A 24943-nucleotide genomic window follows, 5' to 3' on the forward strand; every position below is an offset into this window, starting at 1 on the left:
TAGCTAGTTTTTCTTGCTCGGTGAGTTGTTTGTCGACAGACTTGATGCCTTTGGCGAAATTGGTGCTACTAAAAAGCAGTAGAAGAAATCAGTAGATTTCATAGAAAGAGACGCAAATTGTGTCTCAGGGGTTAATTTGGTAAGGTGACTTTTAAAGATATGGTAGAGTTAAATAAATTTTTTTGAGTATCTACTAGGAGCGCTAATATTTCATTTGAAGGATTTTTTTAAAATTGATGTTTATAATAATTCTTTCGAACTTATTACAAATTCCTTTTGTTTTGATGAAATGAATATAATTATTTATTTTTGTTTTTAATTTTATATCGTAGTTTTGATTAACATCTAAATCATTTAAATTATTAGCGTCTATCAAAAGTTCTAGACAGTTATCAGTAATGATTGTTGAATCTATGATTGAATTAGTTTCAACAGTTTCTATAACATTTTCACTTTTTTTATATAATATAGGACAATTTTTAATGATTTCCGATATTGTTTTATTATTTGAGTCAACAAAATAAATAGTATCATTTGATAATATTTGATTAATATCAAGATATAGTTTCGAAATAATATCTTGAAAATCTGGAGCTTCTACAACCAAAAGTAACTTCTCTTCATCTTTAATTTTTATTTTTAATAAATAAGCTTTTTCAATTGTGGGAAAATTTTTAAAGAAATCTATGAATTTTTGAGTCAATATTTTTGAATAATTTTTAGGAAGTGATATTTCAATGTTCTCGTTTTTGGGGATAGTCATTTCAAAGCGTAGTGTATTAATATAGTTTATATTTTCTCTTGAAAGTATAAGATTTGTACTATTTGGGTTAATAACAATTCCTGAAATATTTTTCTGATTATTTATTATATCGATAGCAGTTTGAATATTAAGCTCAGTATAATTACTATTTGGATAATCAATTTTAAAACTATCATAGTCTGTATATAACGAAAAGTATGAATTTCCCTTTTTTTCTGTAATCATATCGATTTTTATTCGATTATTATCGATAAATACTGATAAAGGACACAAAAAAGTAGATAATTGTAGTTTAGTATATAATTCACTTTCAGTGTTTTTATTGTATAAATTTCTTAATTTATTTATTAAATTTAATAGTTCAGTATTCTGTATCATAACATTATTCCTCTAATAATTGATTTAGTCTTTCGAGCTCGCTAATTATATCGTTGTCATAATCACCTGTTTCATCCACAAAATGTCTAATGTAATCTTTTAAATTTAAAGGGGAGACAGTAGTGTTAGCTAAATTATTTACTTTAACTTCTAGAATTTTTTGTTTAATTCTTTTTATACTGTAATAACTATCAGGAAAATTTTCCAATTGTTTTAAGATGTTATCACATTGTTTATCGATTTTATTCATTACAATCTCCTACTAATTTATCGATTAGGTACCTTTCTGTAAGTATTAATCCATTCTCTAGGCCAGCCTTTAGGAAGTAAAATTTGATCAGCGCCGCCAGATAGGGTTGTTCCTGTACTTTCTATAGTCTGTGGGGCCACCTTTCCTATATTAAGTATGGTACCTTTAGGTATAGTTATTTCAATTTCGAATTCTCTGCTATTTCCCCATTCCGGAAGTAGAGCGGTCTCTATTTTTGAATCAATTCTTGTTTGAGCAGGTGTAGTAGTCGCGAAAGCACCAAGTTCTTTAGCTCTACCACCAAAAGTTCTATATAATTTTATCTCTTCAGTTGTCATTACTGTTTTATATTCACTATCAGTAAATGTTTCTGCAATACTTTTTGGAAGTTTTTGTAGATTAATCTCAGTTACACTATTGTTGATAGCAGTTTTGTATATTTTAGGGTTATCTTTAACAACTGTTCCACCATAATTAGATAGTTAATCTAATAATTTTTGTGTATTAGTCACCCCATCTTCAACTTTACCAACAGTCGAAGCAACTTCGCTGGTTTCTGCGAGTTTAGTGAGGGCGCTGGCTTCGTCGACGTATTTGAGTTTGCCAACGGCAGCAGGACCGACAAAAGTGGCGACATCGAAGAGGTAGCCACCGATTTTATAGTCATCCCCTGTTTTAATAGCGGATGCCAAGTCGCTTCCTACTTTTTCACCAGTTTTAGCAACAGCATTCCAAGCATCCGCATCAAGAGCTATTAGTCTAGTGCCAAACTCACTGGCAGCCATCACATTGTTCCAGGCACCAGTCACATCGTCTTTAAGCCATTGAGGTGTTTTTTGCTTAAATAAGGTATTTCCACCCCATTCAATTCCTTCGAAAGCTAGTTGGCCAAGCTGAGCAGCGCCAAGGGCTAGTTGGTCAATGGTTTCACAAACACCATCGACAAAACCTAAGGCTGTCAGAGCTACCGATTTGTCAAGTTGTCCACCAAAAAAGTCCCAGTTTTGTTTTTCTAGTGTTTTTCGAGCACCTTCAAAGAAATTGGCGTCTAAGTCTGCTTGGCTTTGTAACCAGGCCACCACGGGATGCTGTTTAGCCCACTCTTTTCTGGCTTTTTGCTCAGCTTGTTGTTTAGCTAGTTTTTCTTGTTTGGTGAGTTGTTTGTCAATGCCTTTGGCAAAATTGACATTACTAAAAGGAGTAGGAGAAATCAGCAGGTTTTATAGAAAGAGACGCAAAATGCGTCTCAAAGTTTAATAAAAATAAGAAATTTAGTTTATTTTAAAGGTGATGTGTAATTCTCAGGAAGTTTACCATACGACGCAATGTATTTTTCCTCAGCTATCGGAATGAGATGTTTTAATTCTTCAAGTGAAAAAATCTCTCTACTGTTCGGATTTGATATTAAGGTCATAGGATGTTTCTTTATTTTTTCTTTCCTGTGTTTTACTTTCTCTTCCTCAGTTGGTGGCCAAGCATCGTTTTGCAACTTAAAGTGAATTTCAGAAGGAGTCTTTTGACCACTATCAAGCAGTTGAAAAAGTTCATCTGATAATTCATAGACGACGAGTTGGGGAGCAATACCTCCCTCTTCTGTGACAAAATAATACTGTCCGTTATGACGCCAAATAGTTTGATCGTATCCTTTAATTTCTTCGAACTGACTAACATCTTCCCATCTTAATTGGCTATGTTCCATGTAATATCTCCTTCTTTAATACTAATATTTTTCATTACGCCTTCAAGCATATCACCTGGATAAGTTCGTCCTCCTGGACGCCACCAGCTATTTGCTCCATCTTCGTTTCCGCTTGGTATAGAAATTCCCTTTTGAGCCACAGTTTCTGATGAAGCATCTAAACGATAGAGCGGTTGATTTCCAAGATAGCCATCATCAAAACCTAAAATAACTTCATAACGTCGGTTGTCTCCATTAGCAACTTCTTGAATAATGTCTGCGTGTTCTTGGGGTAGCCAAAAGCTATTTCCATCTTTCCCACCGATAATTCCATCTTGGTAGGAGGTGCTAGGTTCAAAAACTTGAAATCTACTAGCTCCATTACTAAATTGCTGTTTATGTTGAGCAATTGAATCTGCAGTTAAATAATCCTCCACAGGTTGTCTATTTCCCTTAGCATCAGATAAAATTTCCTCCGCACTCCAACCATCTTGATATTTCACTTTCGGAGCTTTTTCAGCTATTTCCAATAGTTTGACTCGACCTTCAGGTTCTATTCCCGCCTCAGCATACTTGTTCCATTGGGCATACTTTTGAGCATCTTCGGCAGACATTAATTTTTCGAATGATAAACTCACCCCATCTTCAACTTTACCAACGGTTGAGGCGATTTCCTCGGTTTTTGTGAATTTAGCGAGGTTGCTTGCTTCGTCGACGTATTTGAGTTTGCCAACGGCAGCAGGACCGACAAAAGTGGCGACATCGAAGAGGTAGCCACCGATTTTATAGTCATCCCCTGTTTTAATAGCGGATGCCAAGTCGCTTCCTACTTTTTCACCAGTTTTGGCAACAGCATTCCAAGCATCTGCATCAAGAGCTATTAGTCTAGTGCCAAACTCACTGGCAGCCATCACATTGTTCCAAGCACCAGTCACATCATCTTTAATCCATTGAGGTGTTTTTTGCTTAAATAAGGTATTTCCACCCCATTCAATTCCTTCGAAAGCTAATTGGCCAAGTTGAGCAGCGCCAAGGGCTAGTTGGTCAATGGTTTCACAAACACCATCGACAAAACCTAAGGCTGTCAGAGCTACCGATTTGTCAAGTTGTCCACCAAAAAAGTCCCAGTTTTGTTTTTCTAATGTTTTACGAGTTCCTTCAAAGAAATTGGCGTCTAAGTCTGCTTGGCTTTGTAACCAGGCCACCACGGGATGCTGCTTAGCCCATTCTTTTCGGGCTTTTTGCTCAGCTTGTTCTTTAGCTAGTTTTTCTTGTTCTGTGAGTTGTTTATCGACAGACTTGATGCCTTTAGCGAAATTGACATCGCTAATAAAACTAAGGTACTGGCTGTCGGTGTATGGCAAATCAGTAGTTTGGCTAACTTGATTAACTTCTGTGTCAATGGCAGCAAGTAAGTCAGCAGAAGTAGGTGCAGTTCCACTACTATCAAAACTTGTGACTTTATCAATCGTCGTGCTTAAGAGCTGGCTTGCGGTGTCGCTGTCTGCATCGTAGTTACTCTGTGGCCCTGATAGTGAGATTAAATCACTGATACTAGCATAGATGCTAGAAATATTTTCCTCTTGCGCTCCATGTTGGTTTTTGAAATTGTTTAGATTATCTTTTAGTTGATTGAGATAATCTTCGTCTAGTACTGCGCTATTTGAAGTTTCTCCGATACTTGAGTGAAAGCTTGATAGCAGACTTGAAAACTCACTAGCTAGGACTTTTGACGTATCTGCTAAACCAACAAGGACAGCAGCATCAACGTTATTCAGTTGTTGGTAGATAGCTTGCCCGGTCTTTCCTTGGAGAGCTTCAGATGTGATGATTTTGTTGACGCTATTTTTTGCGTCTGTTAATTGTGTCTCTATTCGGCTGGCTTCTTGATTAAGTTTGTTAGCAGCCTTGTGGAGTTCTTCGAGGTCAACGTGAAATCCCATCTAGTCACCTCCCCCAGCTTTTTTGAGGAAAGCATGAGCTTCGTTTTTTGTCATAAATGACGTTGACAAACGTTTTTCTTGAAGCTGTGTTTGTTTTAATTTTTGACTAAATGATTTTTCGTAGTCGTCTTCATAACCACGCGCAACGACCTTTCCAATCATCATGTTTGTGATTGTCATTGGAGTGATTGGTGGGAAACCGCCAAGCGGCCATAGCTGCGCTTGATAATCAACGACGTAATTTCCGATACTATCAGCAACAGGTAGTTTGCGACCTGTGATAATCACCTTTGCTCCAGGAGTATGTGAGAACATCTCTCTGAGTTGATCTGGAAAGAGTCGCGTATCAAGTTCTACAACACTTCCTAGTGGGAGAATCTTGCTGTAAACTAAGTCAATCAATCCCATAAAAATGAGAAAGTTTTCCAAAGACAGGGTGATTTTATATTGTTTATCACGTGTGATAATAACATTATCTTCTTTATAATTAAAGTTTATTTCGATAGGGGCACCTAAAAATGCTTGATAGACGTAGCTTTCTTGATTTTGACAAAAAGCTATGTAGCATTCTCTAAGAATATCTAATTGTCCCCCAACGTATGTCCCAAATTGTATTAAGTCATCTGTTACCAAGTCAGAAAGCGCATCGTTTTCTGACAAAAGCTTAGTAAAAATTGTATTCAAATCTTCATTCATCATTTAAACCTAACCGTATTCCTCTTAATTTGATTAGCAGCTTTTTTATCTTCTGCGACAATCTTATCAGCCACTTTGGTCATTTTTTTAGCATTTGCTGCAGAGTATGTTTTGAAGTGTTCTAAAGTCGTGTTGAAGTTATTTTCGATATCAACAAAAGTTTTAAAACGTGTTAAGGTTGTCTTACCGATAGAAGAAACCTTAATGTCTTCAATATCTGAAATGCCATTAGCCGCCGTGGAAACGAGGCTTTTCCAATTTTTTTCATCAAGACTAATTTTTACCATAAAGCACCTCAACGAATTAAAGCTAGGCAATCGCTAGCTGATTTATTAAAGGCGCTAATCAGACCGCTGAGAGAATTTTGCGATGCTTGACGTTTTTGAATTTCGTTAGTCAATGTGTCCACATTAGCTTTATGGGTGCTGATGTCTGACGTAATATCAGATACAATCGTTGTTGCATGACCATCAAATGTTGTTCGAATACTTCCCTTGAAGTTGGCATTATCCATATTATCAACAAGGGTTGAGTTGATAGATTTTTTGACTTCTTTGTAAGAAGTGATGGCAGTTTTTAATGAAGATTTTGCGGCTTTTAAACGCTCAATTTCTTCTTGCTTAGCATTGTAGGTCGACTGAAGTTCATTGGCTCTTTGCTGAAAAGTAGCAGCGAGAGCACGGTTGACAGCATTATTTTTCTGCCTTTGAGCTTCATCGTTAAATGACTTCTCCATAAAATATCTCCTAATTCCCATTTTTACCCTAGATTATACCATATTTTCTTTTTTAATTTTAATTTTTAGATAACTTTTAGTTTAAAAAATAAAAAAGCGCCCTCAGCAGAGAGCGTTTAGATAGTGTATTATTTCGTACTTTCGCGAAGGGTTAATGTGGTTGCGAGTCGTGTCATGGTTGGGACGGTATGACGTTTGATCAGTTGATGATTTAAGATATCTACGGCTGTGCGTCCCATTTCTTCGGTATAAACAGTGATACTTGATAAAGCAGGAAAGACTTGCTTAGTTAGGGCTGTATCATTAAAAGAAATGAGGCTGACGCGGTCAGGTACGGAAATGTTAGCTTCTTGAAGGGCACGAAGGGCACCAATGGCTAGGGTGTCGTTTGCTACAAAGAAAGCTTGTGGAAGGTCATCACCTAGTTCGGTGATGGCTTTTTTCATCAAAGCATATCCTGAAGGCGCTGAAAAATCACCGACAAAGACATAGTCAGGGTTGTAAAGATTATTTTCGTAAGCGTAGTTTTTAAAAGTACGGAAACGTTGGTCGACAATGAGTTCTTTCTGGTCAGTCGTACGTTCTTCACCAGCAATCATACCGATTTTTGTAAAGCCTTGTTGCATGAAGTAGTCAAGGACTTTAACAACGGCATTATCAAAATCAGTTGTCACACAAGGATGACCAGCATTTAAGGTGTCGCTATCAACGAAGACAAGATTTTTTGAAAGATTTTCGAGGCGGTTAATTTGTTCACTAGAAAATTTACCAATGGCAATAATGCCACTGACATTTTCTGAAATGGTTAAAATATCGTTATTAAAGTAACGAACCACATCGTAGCCCAATTCTTGGGCGCGTTTTTCAAGACCGATACGAATGCTGTAGTAGTAAAGGTCGTTTAACTCTTCTTGTTCGCTGTACCACTGCACGATAGCGATTTTTTGACGTTCTTGGTTGCTGTTTGTGCTGCGTTTGTGTTTTTCATAACCTAACTCTTCAGCAACGGTTAAAATACGGTGTCTTGTTTCTTCACCAACGGAGAGGGTTTTGTCTTTGTTAAGGACTCGTGAGACGGTCGCTGATGAGACATTTGCTAGCTTTGCGATATCTTTTAATGTAGCCATAGGTATCCCTTCTTTCTTAGTATTATTATATCACATTATCAGAAAAAACAAAAATTTTAAGTAAAACTTTAGTAAATATTATTGACTTAAGTTAACTGTGGTTGTAAAATGAAAGCGTAAACAAAAAAGAGATAAAAAAGGAGACCCTCATGACTATTACAGAACTTAAAGAAGCCTTTGCTAAAGTATTTGGAACAGAAGCAGATGCAACATTTTTCTCACCTGGACGTATCAATTTAATTGGTGAACACACTGACTACAACGGTGGTCACGTATTCCCTGCAGCTATCACTCTTGGAACATACGGGGCAGCTCGTAAACGTGATGATAAACTTTTACGTTTTTATTCAGCAAACTTTGATGATTTAGGTATTATTGAAGTGTCACTTGATAATCTTACTTTTGATAAGAAAGATAGCTGGACAAATTATCCAAAAGGTGTCATTAAATTTTTGCAAGAAGCTGGACACAAGATTGAATCTGGTTTTGAGCTTTATGTTAATGGGAATATTCCAAATGGCTCTGGTTTGTCATCATCAGCTTCACTAGAGCTTTTAGTAGGGATTGTCGCTGAAGAATTATTCGACTTAAAATTAGACCGTTTGGATTTGGTAAAAATTGGTAAACAAACTGAAAATGAGTTTATCGGAGTGAACTCAGGAATCATGGACCAATTTGCTATTGGCATGGGAGCTGAAAAGCAAGCCATCTACCTTGATACCAATACTCTAGAATATGACCTTGTTCCTTTGGACCTTGGTGACAATGTCATTGTGATTATGAATACCAATAAACGTCGTGAGCTTGCTGATTCAAAATATAACGAACGTCGTGCAGAATGTGAAAAAGCAGTAGAAGAATTTAACCAAGTGCTTGATATCAAGACATTGGGTGAGCTTGATTTGCAAAGTTTTGACGAATATAGCTATCTTATTAAAGATGAAAATCGTCTCAAACGTGCCCGCCATGCTGTTTGGGAAAATCAACGTACCCTTCAAGCTAAAGAAGCTTTGATGGCAGGTGAAGTTGAAAAATTTGGTCGTTTGGTGAATGCCTCACATGTCTCACTTGAACATGATTATGAAGTAACAGGTATCGAACTTGATACCCTTGCTCACACTGCTTGGCAACAAGAAGGAGTCCTCGGAGCTCGTATGACAGGAGCAGGCTTCGGTGGCTGCGGTATTGCCATTGTTGCTAAAGATAAAGTTGATGAATTTACTAAAAACGTTGGGCAAGTTTACACTGAAACAGTTGGTTATGCGCCAGCTTTCTACATTGCTGAAATTGCTGGTGGTTCACGTGTCTTGTCTAGAAAATAATTAAGATTAGAGAGATAAAATGAAACTTTTAGATACTTTTGTCGCTAAGGTAATTGAAGCAAGCGACTACACAGAAGATGATATGTTTTACTTGCGTAACCGTGTCCTAGCCCTTGTGGGTGAGGATGGAGCAGAGCAAGAAACGCAAGAAACAGATTTAATTGCTCTCAAAGAAGAGTTGGTTGACTTAGCTGTAAAAAATGGCAAAGTCGGCGAATTAATGGCAGAAAAAGATTGCTTGGGTGCTGAATTGATGAACTTCATCACACCAATCCCGAGTCAGGTGAATCGTCGTTTCTGGGACACTTATGCTAAATCTCCTCAACAAGCTGTCGCAGATTTTTACGAACTCAGCAAACGAAATGACTACATTAAAGTAGCTGCAATCGCCAAAAATATTGCTTTTACGGTGCCATCACAGTATGGCGATATTCAAATTACCATTAATTTATCAAAACCTGAAAAAGATCCCAAGGCCATTGCTGCAGCTAAGTTAGCCAAGGCATCTTCTTACCCAAAATGTCAGTTATGTATGGAAAACGAAGGCTATCAAGGACGCCTTAATCACCCAGCGCGTGCTAATCACCGTATCATTCGCTTAAATCTAGGTGATGAAAAATGGGGCTTCCAATATTCGCCTTATGCTTACTTCAATGAACATTGTATTATTTTAAATACTGAGCATGTTCCGATGGTTATCAGCAAAGATACCTTTGAACAGCTCTTAGATATTGTTGATATTTTCCCAGGTTACTTTGCTGGGTCAAATGCCGACTTGCCGATTGTTGGTGGGTCAATTTTAACTCACAATCACTACCAAGGAGGACGACATGTCTTTCCAATGGAAATAGCCGAGCTGGACAATGAATTTCATTTTAAAGGTTATTCAGATGTGACAGCAGGTATTGTCAAATGGCCAATGTCAGTGCTTCGTTTACGCAGTCAAAACAAGGCACGCTTGGTTGAGTTGGCTGAAAAAATTCGTTTGGCATGGCGCGATTATTCTGACGCGAGTGTTGATGTGGTGGCTTATACAGGCGATACGCCACACCACACAGTGACTCCGATTGCGCGCAAACGTGACGGTCAATTTGAACTGGATATTGTTCTTCGTGACAATCACACAACAGCTGAATTTCCGGACGGTGTTTATCATCCACATGCTGATGTGCAACACATTAAAAAGGAAAATATTGGACTAATTGAGGTAATGGGCTTAGCTATTTTGCCACCTCGTCTCAAAAATGAACTGCTAGAAGTTGAAAAATATCTTTTGAACCAGTATAATGAAATCGCTGCCTATCATAAGGATTGGGCAGATGAAATAAAAAAACGTTCGGATATCACGACTGATAGCGTACATGATATCGTACAAGAAGAAGTCGGCCGCGTTTTTGTTCGCGTTTTAGAAGATGCAGGTGTTTACAAACGTGATGAAAAAGGAAAAGAAGCCTTTATGCGCTTTGTGAACAGCGTGGGGTTAGAATAGGAGAAAAATAAATGTCAATTTTAGTGCTTGGTGGGGCTGGTTACATCGGCTCTCACATGGTTGATCGTTTAATTGAAAAAGGTGAAGAAAAAGTTGTTGTTGTCGATAGTTTGGTAACAGGACACCGTGCAGCGGTTCATCCTGATGCAACATTCTATCAAGGTGATCTTGCTGATCAAGATTTCATGCGCAAAGTCTTTACAGAAAATCCAGACATTGATGCTGTGATTCACTTTGCTGCTTATTCATTGGTTGCTGAATCAATGGAAAAACCACTTAAATATTTTGATAACAACACTGCTGGTATGATTAAATTGCTTGAAGTGATGAATGAATTTGGTGTTAAATACATTGTCTTCTCATCAACTGCAGCAACTTATGGTATCCCAGATGAACTTCCAATTAAGGAAACAACACCTCAACGTCCAATCAACCCATACGGTGAAAGTAAACTCATGATGGAAACAATCATGAAATGGTCTGATCAAGCTTACGGCATTAAATTTGTTCCACTTCGTTACTTTAACGTGGCTGGTGCTAAACCAGATGGTTCTATCGGTGAAGACCACGGTCCTGAAACACACTTGTTGCCAATTATCCTGCAAGTGGCACAAGGTGTTCGTGAAAAAATCATGATTTTCGGTAATGATTACAACACACCAGACGGCACAAATGTACGTGACTACGTTCACCCATTTGACTTGGCAGATGCTCATTTGCTTGCTGTTAAGTATCTTCGCGAAGGTAATCCATCAACAGCCTTTAACCTAGGTTCTTCCACTGGTTTTTCAAACCTTCAAATCCTTGAAGCAGCTCGTAAAGTAACGGGTAAAGAAATTCCTGCAGAACTTGCTGACCGTCGTCCTGGTGACCCAGATACCCTTATTGCGTCATCAGATAAAGCGCGTGAAATTCTTGGTTGGAAACCACAATTTGATGATATTGAAAAAATCATTGCTTCTGCTTGGGCATGGCATTCAAGTCATCCAAACGGATACAATGACCGTTAATAAATGATTATAGTCTGAGGCAAGTGCCTCAGGTTTTTTGTGCATCATGAGGATGTGCTAGAAAAAGGAAAAAGATGATGTCAATAATTAAGACACCTTGTTTAGATAAAGAGCAAAAATTACAGGTAGAAGCATTAATCAAAGAAGTTCAGACTTTTGATGGGACTCACCGCATCCCGTATTTATCGAATAATCTCAATTTTGATCAGGAGATGCCAGCTTTCTTTTTAGCTTATGAGAAGAATCAACTTGTGGGGGTGTTGACAGTCTATGCTGATGAGCCAGACGAGGCAGAACTTGCTATTTTGGTTCACCCAAATTATCGACGTCTTGGATACGCTAGAGAATTGTTTCGTGTTTTCCGTGAAACCATGAAAGAGTATCAGTTGAGTTTTACAGTAATGTCGGAGCGAGCTTTCTTAGCAAAACACCCAGATGTGCTGGCTAATCTTGGCATGACTTTAGAAGATGATTTTGAGTATTGGCTTAGTCGACAACGAAAAGCCTATTTGCTTGAAAAGCGTGACGATTTGTCGGTCATCAAAGCTAGTAGAGAACACCTTGAAGCGATTGCAGACTTTCAAGCAAAAGCTTTTGGAGATCCTTATGAGGTTGCACTGCGCTATGCCAAAGAAGCTCTAGTTGATGAGACTGAAAAACTTTATATTGTGATGAAAGATGACAAAGTTGTTGCTTCTTGCACGGTGGATTTTAGCACGACTTACAATTACCTTTATGGCTTAGTAGTTGCCGAAGGCTACCGTGGTCAAGGGATTGGGACTTATTTTATGAAAGTGCTTATCAATAGCCTGTTAGCTGAAAATGAGAAGGTCTTTCAAATTGCGGTTGAATCAGATAATTTAGCAGCTAAACGTCTTTATGAAAGTTTAGGTTTTGAAGAACAAACGCAGGTTGTCTACGCTAAGGTGACTGACGCTAGTAAACTTTGGGAGATTTAACGGTCATTTCTTGCGTTGTCAAGGGGAATTTGGTATAGTTGTCATTAAGCTTATATTTATGGAGGATTCTTATGCCAACAGTTATTATGTTGCTCGTTATGGTTGGTTTGATTTGGTTCATGCAACGTTCTCAAAAGAAACAAGCACAAGCCCGTCAAGATCAACTTAAAGCATTGCAAAAAGGTGATGAAATTGTAACAATCGGTGGTCTTTATGGTGTCGTTGATGAAGTTGACACTGCTAACCAAAAAATGGTTTTGGACATCGATGGTGTTTATCTAACATTTGAACTTGGTGCTTTAAAACGTGTTGTAAACAGAGCTGAACAAGAAGTTGTTGAAGCTGCACTTGTTGAAGAAGCAGTCGAAGAACAAGCAGAATCAGCTCAAGATACTGCCGTTGAAAGCGAAGACTAATATATTGAAAGTCGGATGAAAATTCATCTGGCTTTTTTCATGCAAATATTCCCAAAAAGCCATCAATTAAGTAGAGAAAAAATAGCTATTTTATGGTAAAATATTATGATGAGTATGCTTTTAAGGAAATTGTATGTTTAAATTTAATTTTAGAAAAAAGAAAGAGGCTGTAAGCCTTGACAAGATTCCAAATCATATTGGAATTATCATGGATGGAAATGGCCGTTGGGCCAAAAAACGCATGCAGCCACGTGTCATGGGACACAAAGCTGGTATGGATGCTTTGCAGGAAGTGACGATTGCTAGTTCAGAACTTGGTGTAAAAGTTTTGACAGTTTATGCTTTCTCAACAGAAAACTGGTCACGACCCGAGGACGAAGTCAAATTCATTATGAACTTACCCGTTGAGTTCTTCGATAAATATGTCCCTGAATTGGACGCTAATAATGTCAAAGTTCAAGTTATCGGTGAGACAAATCGTTTGCCAAAAGCAACTTTTGATGCGATGAAACGTGCTTGCGAACAAACGAAGCATAATTCTGGTCTTATCTTGAATTTTGCGCTTAACTATGGTGGTCGTTCAGAAATTACAGAAGCGGTTAAAAATATTGCCCAAGAAGTGCTTGAAGCAAAAATCAGCCCAGATGATATTACAGAAGATGTGATTTCAAATCACTTGATGACGAATCACTTGCCGTACTTGTATCGTGATCCGGATTTGATTATTCGAACAAGTGGTGAACTTCGTCTTAGTAATTTTCTACCATGGCAATCAGCATATAGTGAATTTTACTTCACACCTGTTTTATGGCCTGATTTCAAAAAAGACGAGTTGATTAAGGCGATTGCTGAATACAATCAACGTCATCGCCGTTTTGGTGGAATCTAGAAAGGAAATATCATGAAACAACGTGTGATTTGGGGGGCGATTGCCCTATTGATTATGCTGCCGTTCTTGTTGCATGGGGGGCTTGCTTTCCAAGTTTTTGTAGGTCTTTTAGCAATGATTGGTGTAGCAGAAATGTTACGCATGAAACATCTCGAGTTCTTCTCAATTGAAGGTGTTTTATCAATGTTAGGTGCTTTTGTTTTAACAGTGCCTTTGGATAATTACTTTACATCGCTACCGATAGATTCTAACTTTGCCGTCTACGGGTTGTTGGTTTTCTTGCTTTTGGCAGGAACAGTTATCAATTGTGATGATTATTCATTCGATGATGTCTCTTATCCAATTGCAGCTAGCCTTTATGTGGGAATTGGTTTTCAAAACTTGGTCAATGCTCGTATGGGTGGCTTAGATAAAGTGCTCTTTGCTTTATTTATCGTATGGGCGACTGATATCGGTGCTTATATGATTGGTCGTCGCTTTGGTCAACGTAAATTGATGCCGAAGGTTTCTCCAAATAAAACTATCGAAGGTAGTCTTGGCGGGATTGCTTGCGCTGTTGTCGTTTCATTTATCTTTATGTTGATTGATAAAGCTGTTTACGCTCCGCATAATCTCTTTGTTATGTTAATTTGCGTTATTTTGTTTAGTATTTTTGGTCAATTCGGTGATTTGGTTGAAAGTGCGATTAAACGTCATTTTGGCGTTAAAGATTCTGGAAAACTGATTCCTGGTCATGGTGGTATCCTAGACCGCTTTGATTCAATGATTTTTGTTTTCCCAATTATGCATCTATTTGGTCTTTTCTAATTGAGTTGTTTGGCAGTTGCCACAAACTTTTGGAGTTTGCTTACTAGTGAATGGTTATTTAGGATAATAATGTTACTGGTATAGAGAGGAGCAAAATGCTCGGAATTATAACGTTTATTATTGTTTTTGGAATCTTAGTTATTGTCCATGAATTTGGTCACTTATACTTTGCCAAAAAATCAGGCATTCTGGTGAGAGAATTTTCTATCGGGATGGGCCCGAAAATCTTTTCTCATTTTGATAAGGAAGGGACAGCTTACACCTTTCGTATCTTGCCTTTAGGTGGATATGTCCGTATGGCAGGCTGGGGTGATGATACCACTGAAATCAAGACAGGTACACCAGCTAGCTTGAGTTTGAACAAAGACGGACTTGTGACACGTATTAATCTATCACATAAACAGTTGGATAATACAGCTCTTCCTATGAATGTGACTTCTTATGATTTGGAAGATAAATTAGAAATCACAGGATTGGTTTTAGATGAGCAAAAGACATATAAAGTTCATCACGATGCCACAATCGTTGAAGAAGATGGCACAGAGATTCGCATTGCGCCCCTTGATGTGCAGTATCAAAATGCTACTGTCTGGGGACGTTTGATGACAAACTTTGCTGGTCCGATGAATAATTTTATTCTAGGAACGCTAGCTTTCATCTTACTTGTCTTTATGCAAGGCGGAGTCCCGAATCCCTCGACAAATGCTGTGCGAGTGACTGACGGTGGTGCCATGCAAGCTGCAGGCGTCAAAAATGGTGATAGAGTTTTAGCTATCGGTGATTATAAAGTCACAAACTGGTCTGATTTGACTGAAGCTGTAACTAAGTCGACTAAGAATATCTCAAAAGGCGACACTATCTCAGTCAAAGTCAAAGACAAATCAGGAAAGGTTAAAACACTTGCTGTAAAACCAGTTGAAAATCACGGAAGTTACCTTATCGGAGTTTCTTCAGCTTTGAAAACAGGCTTTTGGGACAAGATTACTGGTGGCTTCCAAATGTCTTGGCAAAGTGCCATGTTAATTTTGAATGCTTTGAAAGGCATTGTCTCAAACTTCAGCTTGGATAAACTTGGCGGTCCTGTTGCCATGTACCAAGCCTCAAGTCAAGCAGCTTCTTACGGATTGACATCGGTGATTAATTTGCTTGCTGTTTTGTCAATCAACCTTGGAATTGTGAACTTAATTCCAATTCCGGCTTTGGATGGCGGAAAAATCTTGATGAACCTTATTGAGATTGTACGTCGCAAACCACTCAAACAAGAAACAGAAACATATGTCACTCTAGTTGGGGTTGTCATCATGATTATTTTGATGGTAGCTGTGACTTGGAATGATATCATGCGAGTTTTCTTCTAACTTACATAAAGACTAATTAATAATTTAGTACATCATATTTTTAAATACACATTTTTTAGAAAGGAATTGATACGGTCTTTTCTAATATGCGAGTAAGTAAGCTACTTTTTAACAAAGCAGCTTGCTTATTTTCATGATTTGGCCGTAATATTTTTATTATGAAACAATCACAAATGCTTATCCCAACGCTTCGCGAAATGCCAAGCGACGCTCAAGTTATCAGTCATGCTCTTATGGTTCGTGCTGGTTATGTTCGTCAAGTCTCAGCAGGTATCTACGCTTACCTACCACTTGCTAACCGCACAATTGAAAAATTCAAAAAAATCATGCGTGAAGAGTTTGAAAAAATCGGTGCCGTTGAAATGCTTGCACCAGCACTTTTGAACGCTGACCTTTGGCGTGAATCAGGTCGTTACGAAACTTACGGTGAAGACCTTTATAAACTTAAAAACCGCGATAAATCAGACTTTATCCTTGGTCCAACTCACGAAGAAACATTTACAAGCCTTGTTCGTGATGCGGTTAAATCATACAAACAATTACCACTTAACCTTTACCAAATCCAATCTAAATACCGTGATGAAAAACGTCCACGTAACGGACTTCTTCGTACACGTGAATTTATCATGAAAGATGGTTACAGTTTCCACGCAGACTACGAAGGTTTGGATGAAACTTACGAAGAATACCGCAAAGCTTATGAAGCAGTCTTCACACGTGCAGGACTTGATTTCAAAGGTATCATCGGTGATGGTGGAGCTATGGGTGGTAAAGACTCTCAAGAGTTTATGGCAATTACTCCAGATCGTACAGATCTTGACCGTTGGGTTGTTCTTGACAAATCAATCGCTTCAATCGATGAAATTCCAGAAGATGTATTAGAAGACATCAAAAAAGAATTGTCATCATGGTTGGTTTCAGGGGAAGATACTGTTGCCTACTCAACAGAATCAAGTTACGCTGCTAACCTTGAAATGGCAAGCAACGAATACAAACCATCAACAAAAGTTGTCGCTCAAGAAGATGTTAAACGTGTGGAAACACCTAACTGTAAATCAATTGATGAAGTGGCTGCTTTCTTGAACGTTGATGAAGAACAAACAATCAAAACACTTCTATTCATCGCTGATAAAGAACCAGTTGTTGCGCTTCTTGTTGGAAACGACCAAGTCAACGATGTTAAATTGAAAAACTACCTTGGTGCTGACTTCCTTGACCCAGCAACTGAAGAAGATGCTGTTAAAGTCTTCGGTGCAAACTTTGGTTCACTTGGCCCAGTTAACCTTCCTGAAAACGTTCGTATCATTGCTGACCGCAAAGTACAAGACGTTGCTAATGCAGTTGTAGGTGCTAACGAAGATGGTTACCACTTGACTGGTGTTAACCCAGGACGTGACTTCGAAGCAGAATACGTTGATATTCGTGAAGTTAAAGAAGGCGAAATCTCACCAGACGGTAAAGGTGTTCTTAAATTCGCTCGTGGTATCGAAATCGGACACATCTTCAAACTTGGTACTCGCTACTCAGAAAGCATGGGAGCGACAATTCTTGACCAAAACGGTCGTGCTGTTCCAATTATCATGGGATGCTACGGTATCGGTGTTAGCCGTATCTTGTCAGCTGTTATCGAACAACACGCTCGTCTCTTCGTTTCTAAAACACCAAAAGGTGCTTACCGCTTTGCATGGGGTATTAACTTCCCTAAAGAATTGGCACCATTTGATGTTCACGTCATCACTGTTAACGTGAAAGATGAAGAAGCACAAGCTTTGACAGCTAAAGTAGAAGCTGAATTGGTTGAAAAAGGTTACGAAGTTTTGGTTGATGACCGTAACGAACGTGTCGGATCAAAATTCTCAGATAGCGACCTTATCGGACTTCCAATCCGTGTGACAGTTGGTAAAAAAGCTGCTGATGGTATCGTAGAAGTTAAAATCAAAGCAACTGGTGATACAATCGAAGTTAACGCTGAAAACCTTATTGAAACACTTGAAATTTTGACAAAAGAAAACTAATAAGATTTAGGTCGAGGGCTTAGCTCCGACCTTTTTCTTTTGTCTCGAAAAATGCTCACTTTTATGATAAAATTGAAAGACGATATTGATAGATAAAAAAGTAAAAGGGCGACTGATGTCCCTCTTTTACTTAGGATAGAAAGTTAGATTTTTGGAATTGAGGTAATTGACGTTTTATGTCAGAGTTATTTAAAAAATTGATGGAGCAAATCGATATGCCGCTTGAAATGCGACAATCTTCTGCTTTTTCATCTGCAGATATTCGTGAAGTTAAGGTACACTCAGTATCCCGCCTCTGGGAATTCCATTTTTCATTTGCAGAGATTTTGCCGATTGAGATTTATCGTGAGTTAGCTTATCGCTTGGTTAATACTTTTAAGCAAGCGGATATTACAGCGACTTTTGATATTCAGGCAGAAAAGATTGATTTCTCACAACCGCTTTTGCAAGCTTATTATGAAGAAGCTTTTGAGCACGCTCCTTGTGACAGCGCCAGTTTTAAAGCCTCTTTTAGCAAGTTGAAAGTCTCTTGTGATGGTGAAAAATTATTGATTGAAGCGCCAGCTTTTGTCAATAATGACCATTTTCGTAAAAATCATTTGCCAAATTTGGCACGTCAATTTGAAGCCTTTGGTTTCGGAAAAGTGATGGTTGACATGGTTTCTGATGAAGCCATGACTCAAGCGCTTCGAGAAGATTTTACAACTAATCGTGAAGCCATGGTGGAAAAAGCGGTGCAAGAAAACCGTGAAGCCGTTAAGTCTCTAGAAGCGTCAATGCCACCAGCTGAAGAAGCTCCAAAACCAAAATTTGATTTCAAAGAACGCGCTAAACAACGCCGTGCTGGTTTTGAAAATGCTGAAATCACGCCGATGGTTGAAATCACAACCGAAGAAAACCGCATCGTTTTTGAAGGGATGGTTTTTGACGTTGAAAAGAAAACAACACGTACTGGTCGACACATCATCAATTTCAAGATGACTGACTATACATCAAGTTTTGCCATGCAAAAATGGGCTAAAGACGATGAAGAATTGAAAAAATATGACATGATTGCTAAGGGGTCATGGCTTCGTGTTCGCGGAAATATTGAGAACAATAATTTCACCCATGCCCTTACTATGAATGTGCAAGATGTTAAAGAAATTGTTCACCACGACCGCAAAGATTTGATGCCAGAAGACCAAAAACGTGTGGAATTCCATGCGCATACGAACATGTCAACCATGGATGCTTTGCCAACGGTTGAGGAGCTGATTGATACAGCTGCTAAATGGGGTCACAAGGCTGTTGCTATCACTGACCATGGAAATGTTCAAAGCTTTCCTCACGGCTATCATAGAGCTCGTAAGGACGGTATTAAGGCTATTTTCGGATTGGAAGCTAATATCGTTGAAGATAAGGTTCCGATTGCTTACAATCCTGTTGACTTAGAGCTGAATGAAGCAACGTATGTCGTATTTGACGTGGAAACAACAGGACTTTCTGCGGTGCACAATGATTTGATTCAGATTGCCGCTTCAAAAATGTACAAAGGTAACATTGTTGAGCAGTTTGATGAATTCATCAACCCAGGTCACCATTTGTCAGCCTTTACGACAGAATTGACTGGTATCACGGATAATCATGTCCGTAATGCCAAACCAATCGAACAAGTGCTACAAATGTTCCAAGATTTCTGTAAAGATACTGTTTTGGTTGCCCACAATGCAACCTTTGACGTTGGCTTTATGAATGCTAACTATAAACGTCATGGCATGCCAACTATCACACAGCCAGTTATTGATACGCTTGAATTAGCACGAAATCTTTATCCAGAATACAAACGTCATGGTTTGGGACCATTGACCAAACGTTTCCAAGTATCGCTAGAACACCACCACATGGCCAACTACGACGCCGAAGCAACTGGTCGCTTGCTCTTTATCTTCTTGAAAGAAGCGCGTGAAAATCATGGCCTTACCAACATGATGGACTTGAATACCAAATTGGTGGCTGAAGATTCATATAAAAAAGCCCGTGTCAAACACGCAACCATTTATGTTCAAAACCAGACAGGGTTGAAAAACATCTTTAAGCTTGTCAGTCTTTCAAACGTCAAATATTTTGAAGGAGTAGCACGTATTCCAAGAACAGTTCTTGATGCGCACCGTGAAGGGCTTTTGCTAGGAACAGCCTGCTCAGAAGGTGAAGTTTTTGATGCGGTTTTGACATCAGGTGTGGAAAAAGCTGTTGAAGTGGCTAAATACTATGATTTTATTGAGGTCATGCCACCAGCTATTTATGCACCGCTTTTGGCACAAGGAACAATCAAAGATGAAGAAGGTATTCGACAAGTTATCCGTGATTTGATTGAAGTCGGACGCCGTTTGAACAAGCCTGTTCTTGCTACTGGTAATGTTCACTACATTGAACCAGAAGATGAAATTTACCGTGAAATTATCGTACGTAGTTTAGGACAAGGGGCACCGATTAACCGTCCGATTGGTCGTGGCGAAGATGCTCAGCCAGCCCCATTACCAAAAGCGCATTTCCGCACAACCAATGAAATGTTAGACGAATTTGCTTTCCTTGGTGAGGATGTCGCCTACGAAATTGTTGTTAAAAACACCAATGATTTTGCGGAACGCTTTGAAGAAATTGAAGTCGTTAAAAAAGATTTGTACACGCCTTTCCTTGAAAAATCAGAAGAACGTGTCGCAGAGATGACTTATCAAAAAGCCTTTGAAATTTATGGTAATCCGCTTCCTGATATTGTCGATCGACGAATCGAAAAAGAATTGACATCTATTTTGGGTAATGGATTTGCCGTGATTTACCTGGCATCACAAATGCTTGTTATCCGCTCAAATAAACGTGGTTATTTGGTTGGTTCGCGTGGATCTGTTGGGTCAAGTTTTGTTGCGACAATGATTGGTATCACCGAAGTTAACCCGATGCCACCGCATTATGTCTGCCCAAATTGCCAACACTCAGAATTCATCACCGATGGTTCAGTTGGTTCGGGTTATGATTTGCCTAACAAAGACTGTCCAAAATGTGGAACACGTTACAAGAAAGATGGACACGATATTCCGTTTGAAACCTTCCTTGGATTTGATGGGGATAAGGTTCCTGATATCGATTTGAACTTCTCTGGTGATGACCAACCATCTGCCCACTTGGATGTTCGTGATATTTTCGGTGAACAATACGCTTTCCGTGCTGGAACGGTAGGTACTGTCGCTGACCGTACGGCTTATGGATTTGTCAAAGGTTACGAACGTGACTATGGTAAGATGTATCCAGAAGCTGAAGTCGAACGATTGGCACAAGGTGCCGCAGGTGTGAAACGTACGACTGGACAACACCCAGGTGGTATCGTTGTTATTCCAAACTATATGGACGTTTATGATTTTACGCCAGTGCAATATCCAGCTGATGATTTATCTGCTGAATGGCAAACCACTCACTTTAACTTCCACGATATCGATGAAAACGTCTTGAAACTTGATATCCTCGGACATGATGATCCGACGATGATTCGTAAGCTACAAGACTTGTCAGGTATTGATCCAAAAGATATTCCTGCTGATGATCCAGATGTTATGGCACTCTTCTCAGGTACTGAAGTGCTTGGTGTAACGCCTGAACAAATCGGAACACCGACAGGTATGCTTGGTATTCCAGAATTCGGTACAAACTTCGTTCGTGGGATGGTTGAAGAAACACATCCAACGACCTTTGCCGAATTACTTCAGTTATCTGGACTATCACATGGTACCGATGTTTGGCTTGGAAATGCCCAAGATTTGATTAAAGAAGGTATTGCCACACTGAAAACCGTTATCGGTTGTCGTGACGATATCATGGTTTACCTCATGCACGCGGGACTAGATCCAAAAATGGCCTTTACCATCATGGAACGTGTGCGTAAAGGACGCTGGTTGAAGATTTCTGATGAAGAACGTAATGGCTATATCCAAGCTATGCGTGACAATAATGTGCCTGATTGGTACATCGAATCTTGTGGTAAAATCAAGTACATGTTCCCGAAAGCCCACGCGGCAGCCTACGTATTGATGGCCCTTCGTGTGGCCTACTTCAAGGTTCACTACCCACTTTATTATTACTGCGCTTATTTCTCAATTCGTGCCAAAGCCTTTGATATCAAGACAATGAGTGCTGGTCTTGATGCCGTTAAAGAACGCATGGCAGAAATTTCAACCAAACGTAAAAATAACGAAGCTTCAAACGTTGAAATTGACCTTTACACAACACTTGAGCTTGTTAATGAAATGCTAGAACGCGGCTTTAAATTTGGTCAATTAGACCTTTACCGTAGTGATGCAACAGAATTTATCATCGATGGTGACACACTCATCCCACCATTTGTAGCCATGGATGGTCTTGGTGAGAACGTTGCAAAACAAATCGTTAAAGCGCGTGAAGAAGGTGAATTCCTATCTAAAATGGAACTTCGCAAGCGCGGTGGTGTTTCAGCAACATTGGTCGATAAAATGGATGAAATGGGAATCCTTGGCAACATGCCAGAAGATAACCAACTCAGTTTGTTTGACGATTTCTTCTAATGAATAAATTAAAGCAGTTCTGATTTTCAGAACTGCTTTTTGGTGTTAAATCTAGTAAATTTATCTCTCTAAAAAATGTCAAAAAACCTGTAAATATAGGACGAAAACGGTTGACAAATTATATATATATATATAATAGGTTTGCAAAAATCCGAGAAAATGGAGGAGAAAAAATGGATGAAATTGTCAAAAAATTTGCTGCTTTAGGAGTTCCAGGATTATTTTTATTAGTAGCGATGAGCGCAGCGAGTGCAAGTGGTTTAGTTGGTGCGGCGGTAATTACATCAGCGTTAGCCGCATTGGGTCCGTTTGGTATACTTGGAGGAGTAGCAACTTTAGGAGTTATAGGTCTATCAGCAGATAAGATTGCAGAATTTGGCTATGAAAAAGTTACTGTACTTGTTGTCAAAGAACAACTAAAAACTACTTCTAAACAAGATATGATTAAAAAAGTTAAAAAATACCCTGTTTCAAGTGGTATGAAATTAAAAATTATCGATTTTATTGAAAAAGCATAAAAACGTAAAGCCAGAAGTTCTCGTAAGAGGACTTCTTTTTTTGAGTTCATCTATTTGTCAAAAGTACTGGTGAGTGATATGATGTAAAAAAAGCAGAAAGAGGTAGCGATGAGCGATTTCAAAAATACCGCTGTAAAAGCCATGGTTGTTTTGCGAAAAGCCTATCGAACAATTGATGCCAAGACTTCAGAATCGTTCAAAGAAGATGACTTGACGCAGACCCAATTTGGTGTTTTGGATGTTCTTTATAGTAAAGGGCCTATGAAAATTGGCGAATTAATGGATAGTATTCTAGCGACTTCAGGCAATATGACGGTAGTAATTCGTAACATGGAGAAAAAAGGATGGGTGACACGCCACACTTGTCCTGACGACAAACGTGCTTATCTGGTTAGTTTGACTGATGTAGGTCGTCAAGTCATTGAGCATGCTTTGCCACTTCACATGGCAAAAATTGAAGAGACTTTTTCAGTTTTAACTGAGGAAGAACAAGATCAATTAATACGACTTCTGAAAAAATTTAAACCGCGTGAGCATATTAATTTACAAAAGTAGCAATAATTCGTACAATGACAATATAGAAAAAGTACTATTTAGTGATAAATAACTTTTAACAGACTAATTAACCTTAAAAGGGAGATATATAATGAAAAAAATTCTATTTGTTGTTGGTTCATTACGTGAGGGATCTTTTGATCAACAATTTGCTCAAAACGCTGAAAAAGCACTTGAAGGCAAAGCAGAAGTATCATACCTAGACTGGTCACAAGTTCCAGTCTTTTCACAAGATTTGGAAGCTAACACACCAGCTGCTGTGCAAGCTGCACGTGACGCTGTCTTGGCAGCTGATGCTATCTGGTTCTTCTCACCAGTTTATAACTTTGCGATTCCTGGTTCAGTGAAGAACTTGCTTGACTGGTTGAGCCGTGCGCTCGATCTTTCAGACCCAACAGGTCCATCAGCCCTTAATGAAAAAGTGACAACTGTTTCTATCCTTGCAAATGGTGGACACGAAGCTGTAGCCGATGCTTACCGTGCTTTGTTCCCATTCATCCGCACAAAATTTGTTGATGAAATCACAACAACACGTGTGAACGACTCTGCATGGGCAGATGGCAAATTTATCGCAACTGATGAGGTTCTTGCTAACCTTGACAAACAAGCTCAAGCACTTCTTGCTGCGCTTGATTAATCTAAGTTTTACCATTTAACAAATCCATAGGTGAGTCAGGTTTTCCTATTTTAGCTTAGCTCACCTTTATCACAGTCATATTGGTTTAGCCTTTCAATATCAAAAACTGTGACATATAAAAAGCCTGGGATTTTAACATCCTAGGCCTTTTTGTTCACAAAAAAAGAGAGGATTTCCTCTCTTTATGGTTTATTCGACAATTAGCATACCATCTTTAACAGCAAATGGGTTCTTTTCGTTGATGCGGTCGTAGAACATGATACCATTTGTGTGGTCAATTTCGTGTTGGACAACGATTGAGTTGTAACCTTTAAGTTTGATGCGGTGTTTTTCACCGTTTTTATCAAAGTATTCAACAGTAACACGAGAGTGACGGACAACGTATCCTTCCACAACGCGGTCAACTGACAAGCATCCTTCACCATCAGCAAGTGCAGCGTCTTGAACAGAGTGTGAGACAACTTTTGGATTGTACATCACTTCTTGTAAGCTGTAAGCTTCTTTTGGTGGGTTACCATCTTTGTCTTCCATGTTTGGAACAAGAACAGCAATAATACGTTTTGAAACGTTCAATTGTGGTGCTGCCAAGCCAACACCTCCGCGCAAGCCCATTTTTTCAGCTGTTACAGGATCTTGAGAGTTTTTCAAGAACTGCATCATTTTTTCACCTAAGATGATTTCTTCATCAGATAATGGGAATGTGACATCGTCACAAACTTTACGCAAAGTTGGATGACCTTCGCGAATAATATCGTTCATATTGATTAAATGACTTGGTTTTGCTAATTTTTCAATAACTGACATGTTTTCTCCTCAAATTATTCTA

At 38.8% G+C, this 24943-nt stretch carries 24 protein-coding genes; 13 read left to right on the top strand and 11 right to left on the bottom strand.

The window, feature by feature from the left end:
- Nucleotides 1-202: 202 nt before the first annotated feature.
- The 10 genes from GPZ88_RS05585 to GPZ88_RS05630 form a co-directional block, all read right to left on the bottom strand.
- Complete coding sequence (locus GPZ88_RS05585; protein WP_158914780.1) at nt 203-1141, bottom strand: enhanced serine sensitivity protein SseB C-terminal domain-containing protein; 939 nt, start codon at nt 1139-1141, stop codon at nt 203-205.
- A gap of 4 nt (nt 1142-1145) precedes the next feature.
- Nucleotides 1146-1391, bottom strand: a complete 246-nt coding sequence (locus GPZ88_RS05590) for a hypothetical protein (protein ID WP_024344586.1) — start codon at nt 1389-1391, stop codon at nt 1146-1148.
- A gap of 17 nt (nt 1392-1408) precedes the next feature.
- Nucleotides 1409-1729, bottom strand: coding sequence for a hypothetical protein (locus tag GPZ88_RS05595; protein WP_240915078.1), 321 nt, complete (start codon nt 1727-1729; stop codon nt 1409-1411).
- A 144-nt stretch (nt 1730-1873) separates the two neighbouring features.
- Nucleotides 1874-2470, bottom strand: coding sequence for a hypothetical protein (locus GPZ88_RS05600; protein ID WP_166043665.1), 597 nt, complete (start codon nt 2468-2470; stop codon nt 1874-1876).
- Nucleotides 2471-2667: 197 nt separating this feature from the next.
- The gene (locus GPZ88_RS05605; protein ID WP_166043667.1) at nt 2668-3090 is read right to left on the bottom strand and encodes a hypothetical protein; all 423 of its coding nucleotides are present in this window, start codon (nt 3088-3090) and stop codon (nt 2668-2670) included.
- Nucleotides 3072-5012: a T7SS effector LXG polymorphic toxin gene (locus GPZ88_RS05610; protein ID WP_166043669.1), complete on the bottom strand. Its 1941-nt coding sequence runs from the start codon at nt 5010-5012 to the stop codon at nt 3072-3074. Before GPZ88_RS05610 ends, GPZ88_RS05605 begins: the two co-directional genes overlap by 19 nt.
- Nucleotides 5013-5711: a DUF4176 domain-containing protein gene (locus GPZ88_RS05615; protein ID WP_166043671.1), complete on the bottom strand. Its 699-nt coding sequence runs from the start codon at nt 5709-5711 to the stop codon at nt 5013-5015. It abuts the gene before it with no gap.
- A complete protein-coding gene (locus tag GPZ88_RS05620; protein WP_074629981.1) occupies nt 5708-5995 on the bottom strand; it encodes a hypothetical protein in 288 nt (95 codons plus the stop codon). The genes GPZ88_RS05615 and GPZ88_RS05620 overlap by 4 nt, the downstream gene beginning before the upstream one ends.
- Before the next feature lie 8 nt (nt 5996-6003).
- Nucleotides 6004-6444, bottom strand: a complete 441-nt coding sequence (locus tag GPZ88_RS05625; protein ID WP_074564977.1) for a YwqH-like family protein — start codon at nt 6442-6444, stop codon at nt 6004-6006.
- Between the two features lie 128 nt (nt 6445-6572).
- Complete coding sequence (locus GPZ88_RS05630) at nt 6573-7571, bottom strand: LacI family DNA-binding transcriptional regulator (protein ID WP_039697522.1); 999 nt, start codon at nt 7569-7571, stop codon at nt 6573-6575.
- 149 nt (nt 7572-7720) lie between these two features.
- Between GPZ88_RS05630 and GPZ88_RS05635 the strand changes: the two genes are divergently transcribed.
- From GPZ88_RS05635 to GPZ88_RS05695, 13 genes are all read left to right on the top strand, one after another.
- Nucleotides 7721-8893, top strand: coding sequence for a galactokinase (locus GPZ88_RS05635; RefSeq protein ID WP_166043673.1), 1173 nt, complete (start codon nt 7721-7723; stop codon nt 8891-8893).
- 19 nt (nt 8894-8912) lie between these two features.
- Complete coding sequence (gene galT, locus GPZ88_RS05640; protein ID WP_166043675.1) at nt 8913-10382, top strand: UDP-glucose--hexose-1-phosphate uridylyltransferase; 1470 nt, start codon at nt 8913-8915, stop codon at nt 10380-10382.
- Between the two features lie 11 nt (nt 10383-10393).
- Complete coding sequence (gene galE, locus GPZ88_RS05645; protein WP_074482969.1) at nt 10394-11392, top strand: UDP-glucose 4-epimerase GalE; 999 nt, start codon at nt 10394-10396, stop codon at nt 11390-11392.
- Nucleotides 11393-11469: 77 nt separating this feature from the next.
- Nucleotides 11470-12351, top strand: coding sequence for a GNAT family N-acetyltransferase (locus GPZ88_RS05650; RefSeq protein WP_166043677.1), 882 nt, complete (start codon nt 11470-11472; stop codon nt 12349-12351).
- 71 nt (nt 12352-12422) lie between these two features.
- Entirely contained in the window at nt 12423-12767 is a 345-nt protein-coding gene (yajC, locus tag GPZ88_RS05655; protein ID WP_166043679.1) for a preprotein translocase subunit YajC, read from the top strand.
- Between the two features lie 133 nt (nt 12768-12900).
- Nucleotides 12901-13656 carry an isoprenyl transferase gene (locus GPZ88_RS05660; RefSeq protein WP_039697527.1) on the top strand — a complete coding sequence of 252 codons (756 nt, stop codon included), beginning with the start codon at nt 12901-12903 and terminating at the stop codon, nt 13654-13656.
- A gap of 12 nt (nt 13657-13668) precedes the next feature.
- The gene (locus GPZ88_RS05665; RefSeq protein WP_166043681.1) at nt 13669-14463 is read left to right on the top strand and encodes a phosphatidate cytidylyltransferase; all 795 of its coding nucleotides are present in this window, start codon (nt 13669-13671) and stop codon (nt 14461-14463) included.
- A gap of 95 nt (nt 14464-14558) precedes the next feature.
- On the top strand, nt 14559-15821 hold the full coding sequence (gene rseP, locus GPZ88_RS05670) for an RIP metalloprotease RseP (protein WP_166043683.1): 1263 nt from the start codon (nt 14559-14561) through the stop codon (nt 15819-15821).
- Nucleotides 15822-15979: 158 nt separating this feature from the next.
- A complete protein-coding gene (locus tag GPZ88_RS05675) occupies nt 15980-17836 on the top strand; it encodes a proline--tRNA ligase (protein ID WP_133018123.1) in 1857 nt (618 codons plus the stop codon).
- Nucleotides 17837-18012: 176 nt separating this feature from the next.
- Complete coding sequence (locus GPZ88_RS05680; RefSeq protein WP_166043685.1) at nt 18013-22407, top strand: PolC-type DNA polymerase III; 4395 nt, start codon at nt 18013-18015, stop codon at nt 22405-22407.
- A 173-nt stretch (nt 22408-22580) separates the two neighbouring features.
- Nucleotides 22581-22925: a hypothetical protein gene (locus tag GPZ88_RS05685; RefSeq protein WP_157628702.1), complete on the top strand. Its 345-nt coding sequence runs from the start codon at nt 22581-22583 to the stop codon at nt 22923-22925.
- A gap of 108 nt (nt 22926-23033) precedes the next feature.
- Nucleotides 23034-23480, top strand: coding sequence for a MarR family winged helix-turn-helix transcriptional regulator (locus GPZ88_RS05690; protein WP_157628703.1), 447 nt, complete (start codon nt 23034-23036; stop codon nt 23478-23480).
- A gap of 91 nt (nt 23481-23571) precedes the next feature.
- Nucleotides 23572-24117 (top strand): NADPH-dependent FMN reductase, encoded by a 546-nt coding sequence (locus GPZ88_RS05695; protein ID WP_074564994.1) that lies wholly within the window; start codon nt 23572-23574, stop codon nt 24115-24117.
- Between the two features lie 189 nt (nt 24118-24306).
- Here the strand turns inward: GPZ88_RS05695 and def are convergent, their stop codons facing one another.
- Nucleotides 24307-24921 carry a peptide deformylase gene (gene def / locus GPZ88_RS05700; protein ID WP_039697537.1) on the bottom strand — a complete coding sequence of 205 codons (615 nt, stop codon included), beginning with the start codon at nt 24919-24921 and terminating at the stop codon, nt 24307-24309.
- Nucleotides 24922-24943 lie beyond the last annotated feature (22 nt).

The organism is Streptococcus ruminicola (assembly GCF_011387195.1).
GTDB lineage: Bacteria > Bacillota > Bacilli > Lactobacillales > Streptococcaceae > Streptococcus > Streptococcus ruminicola.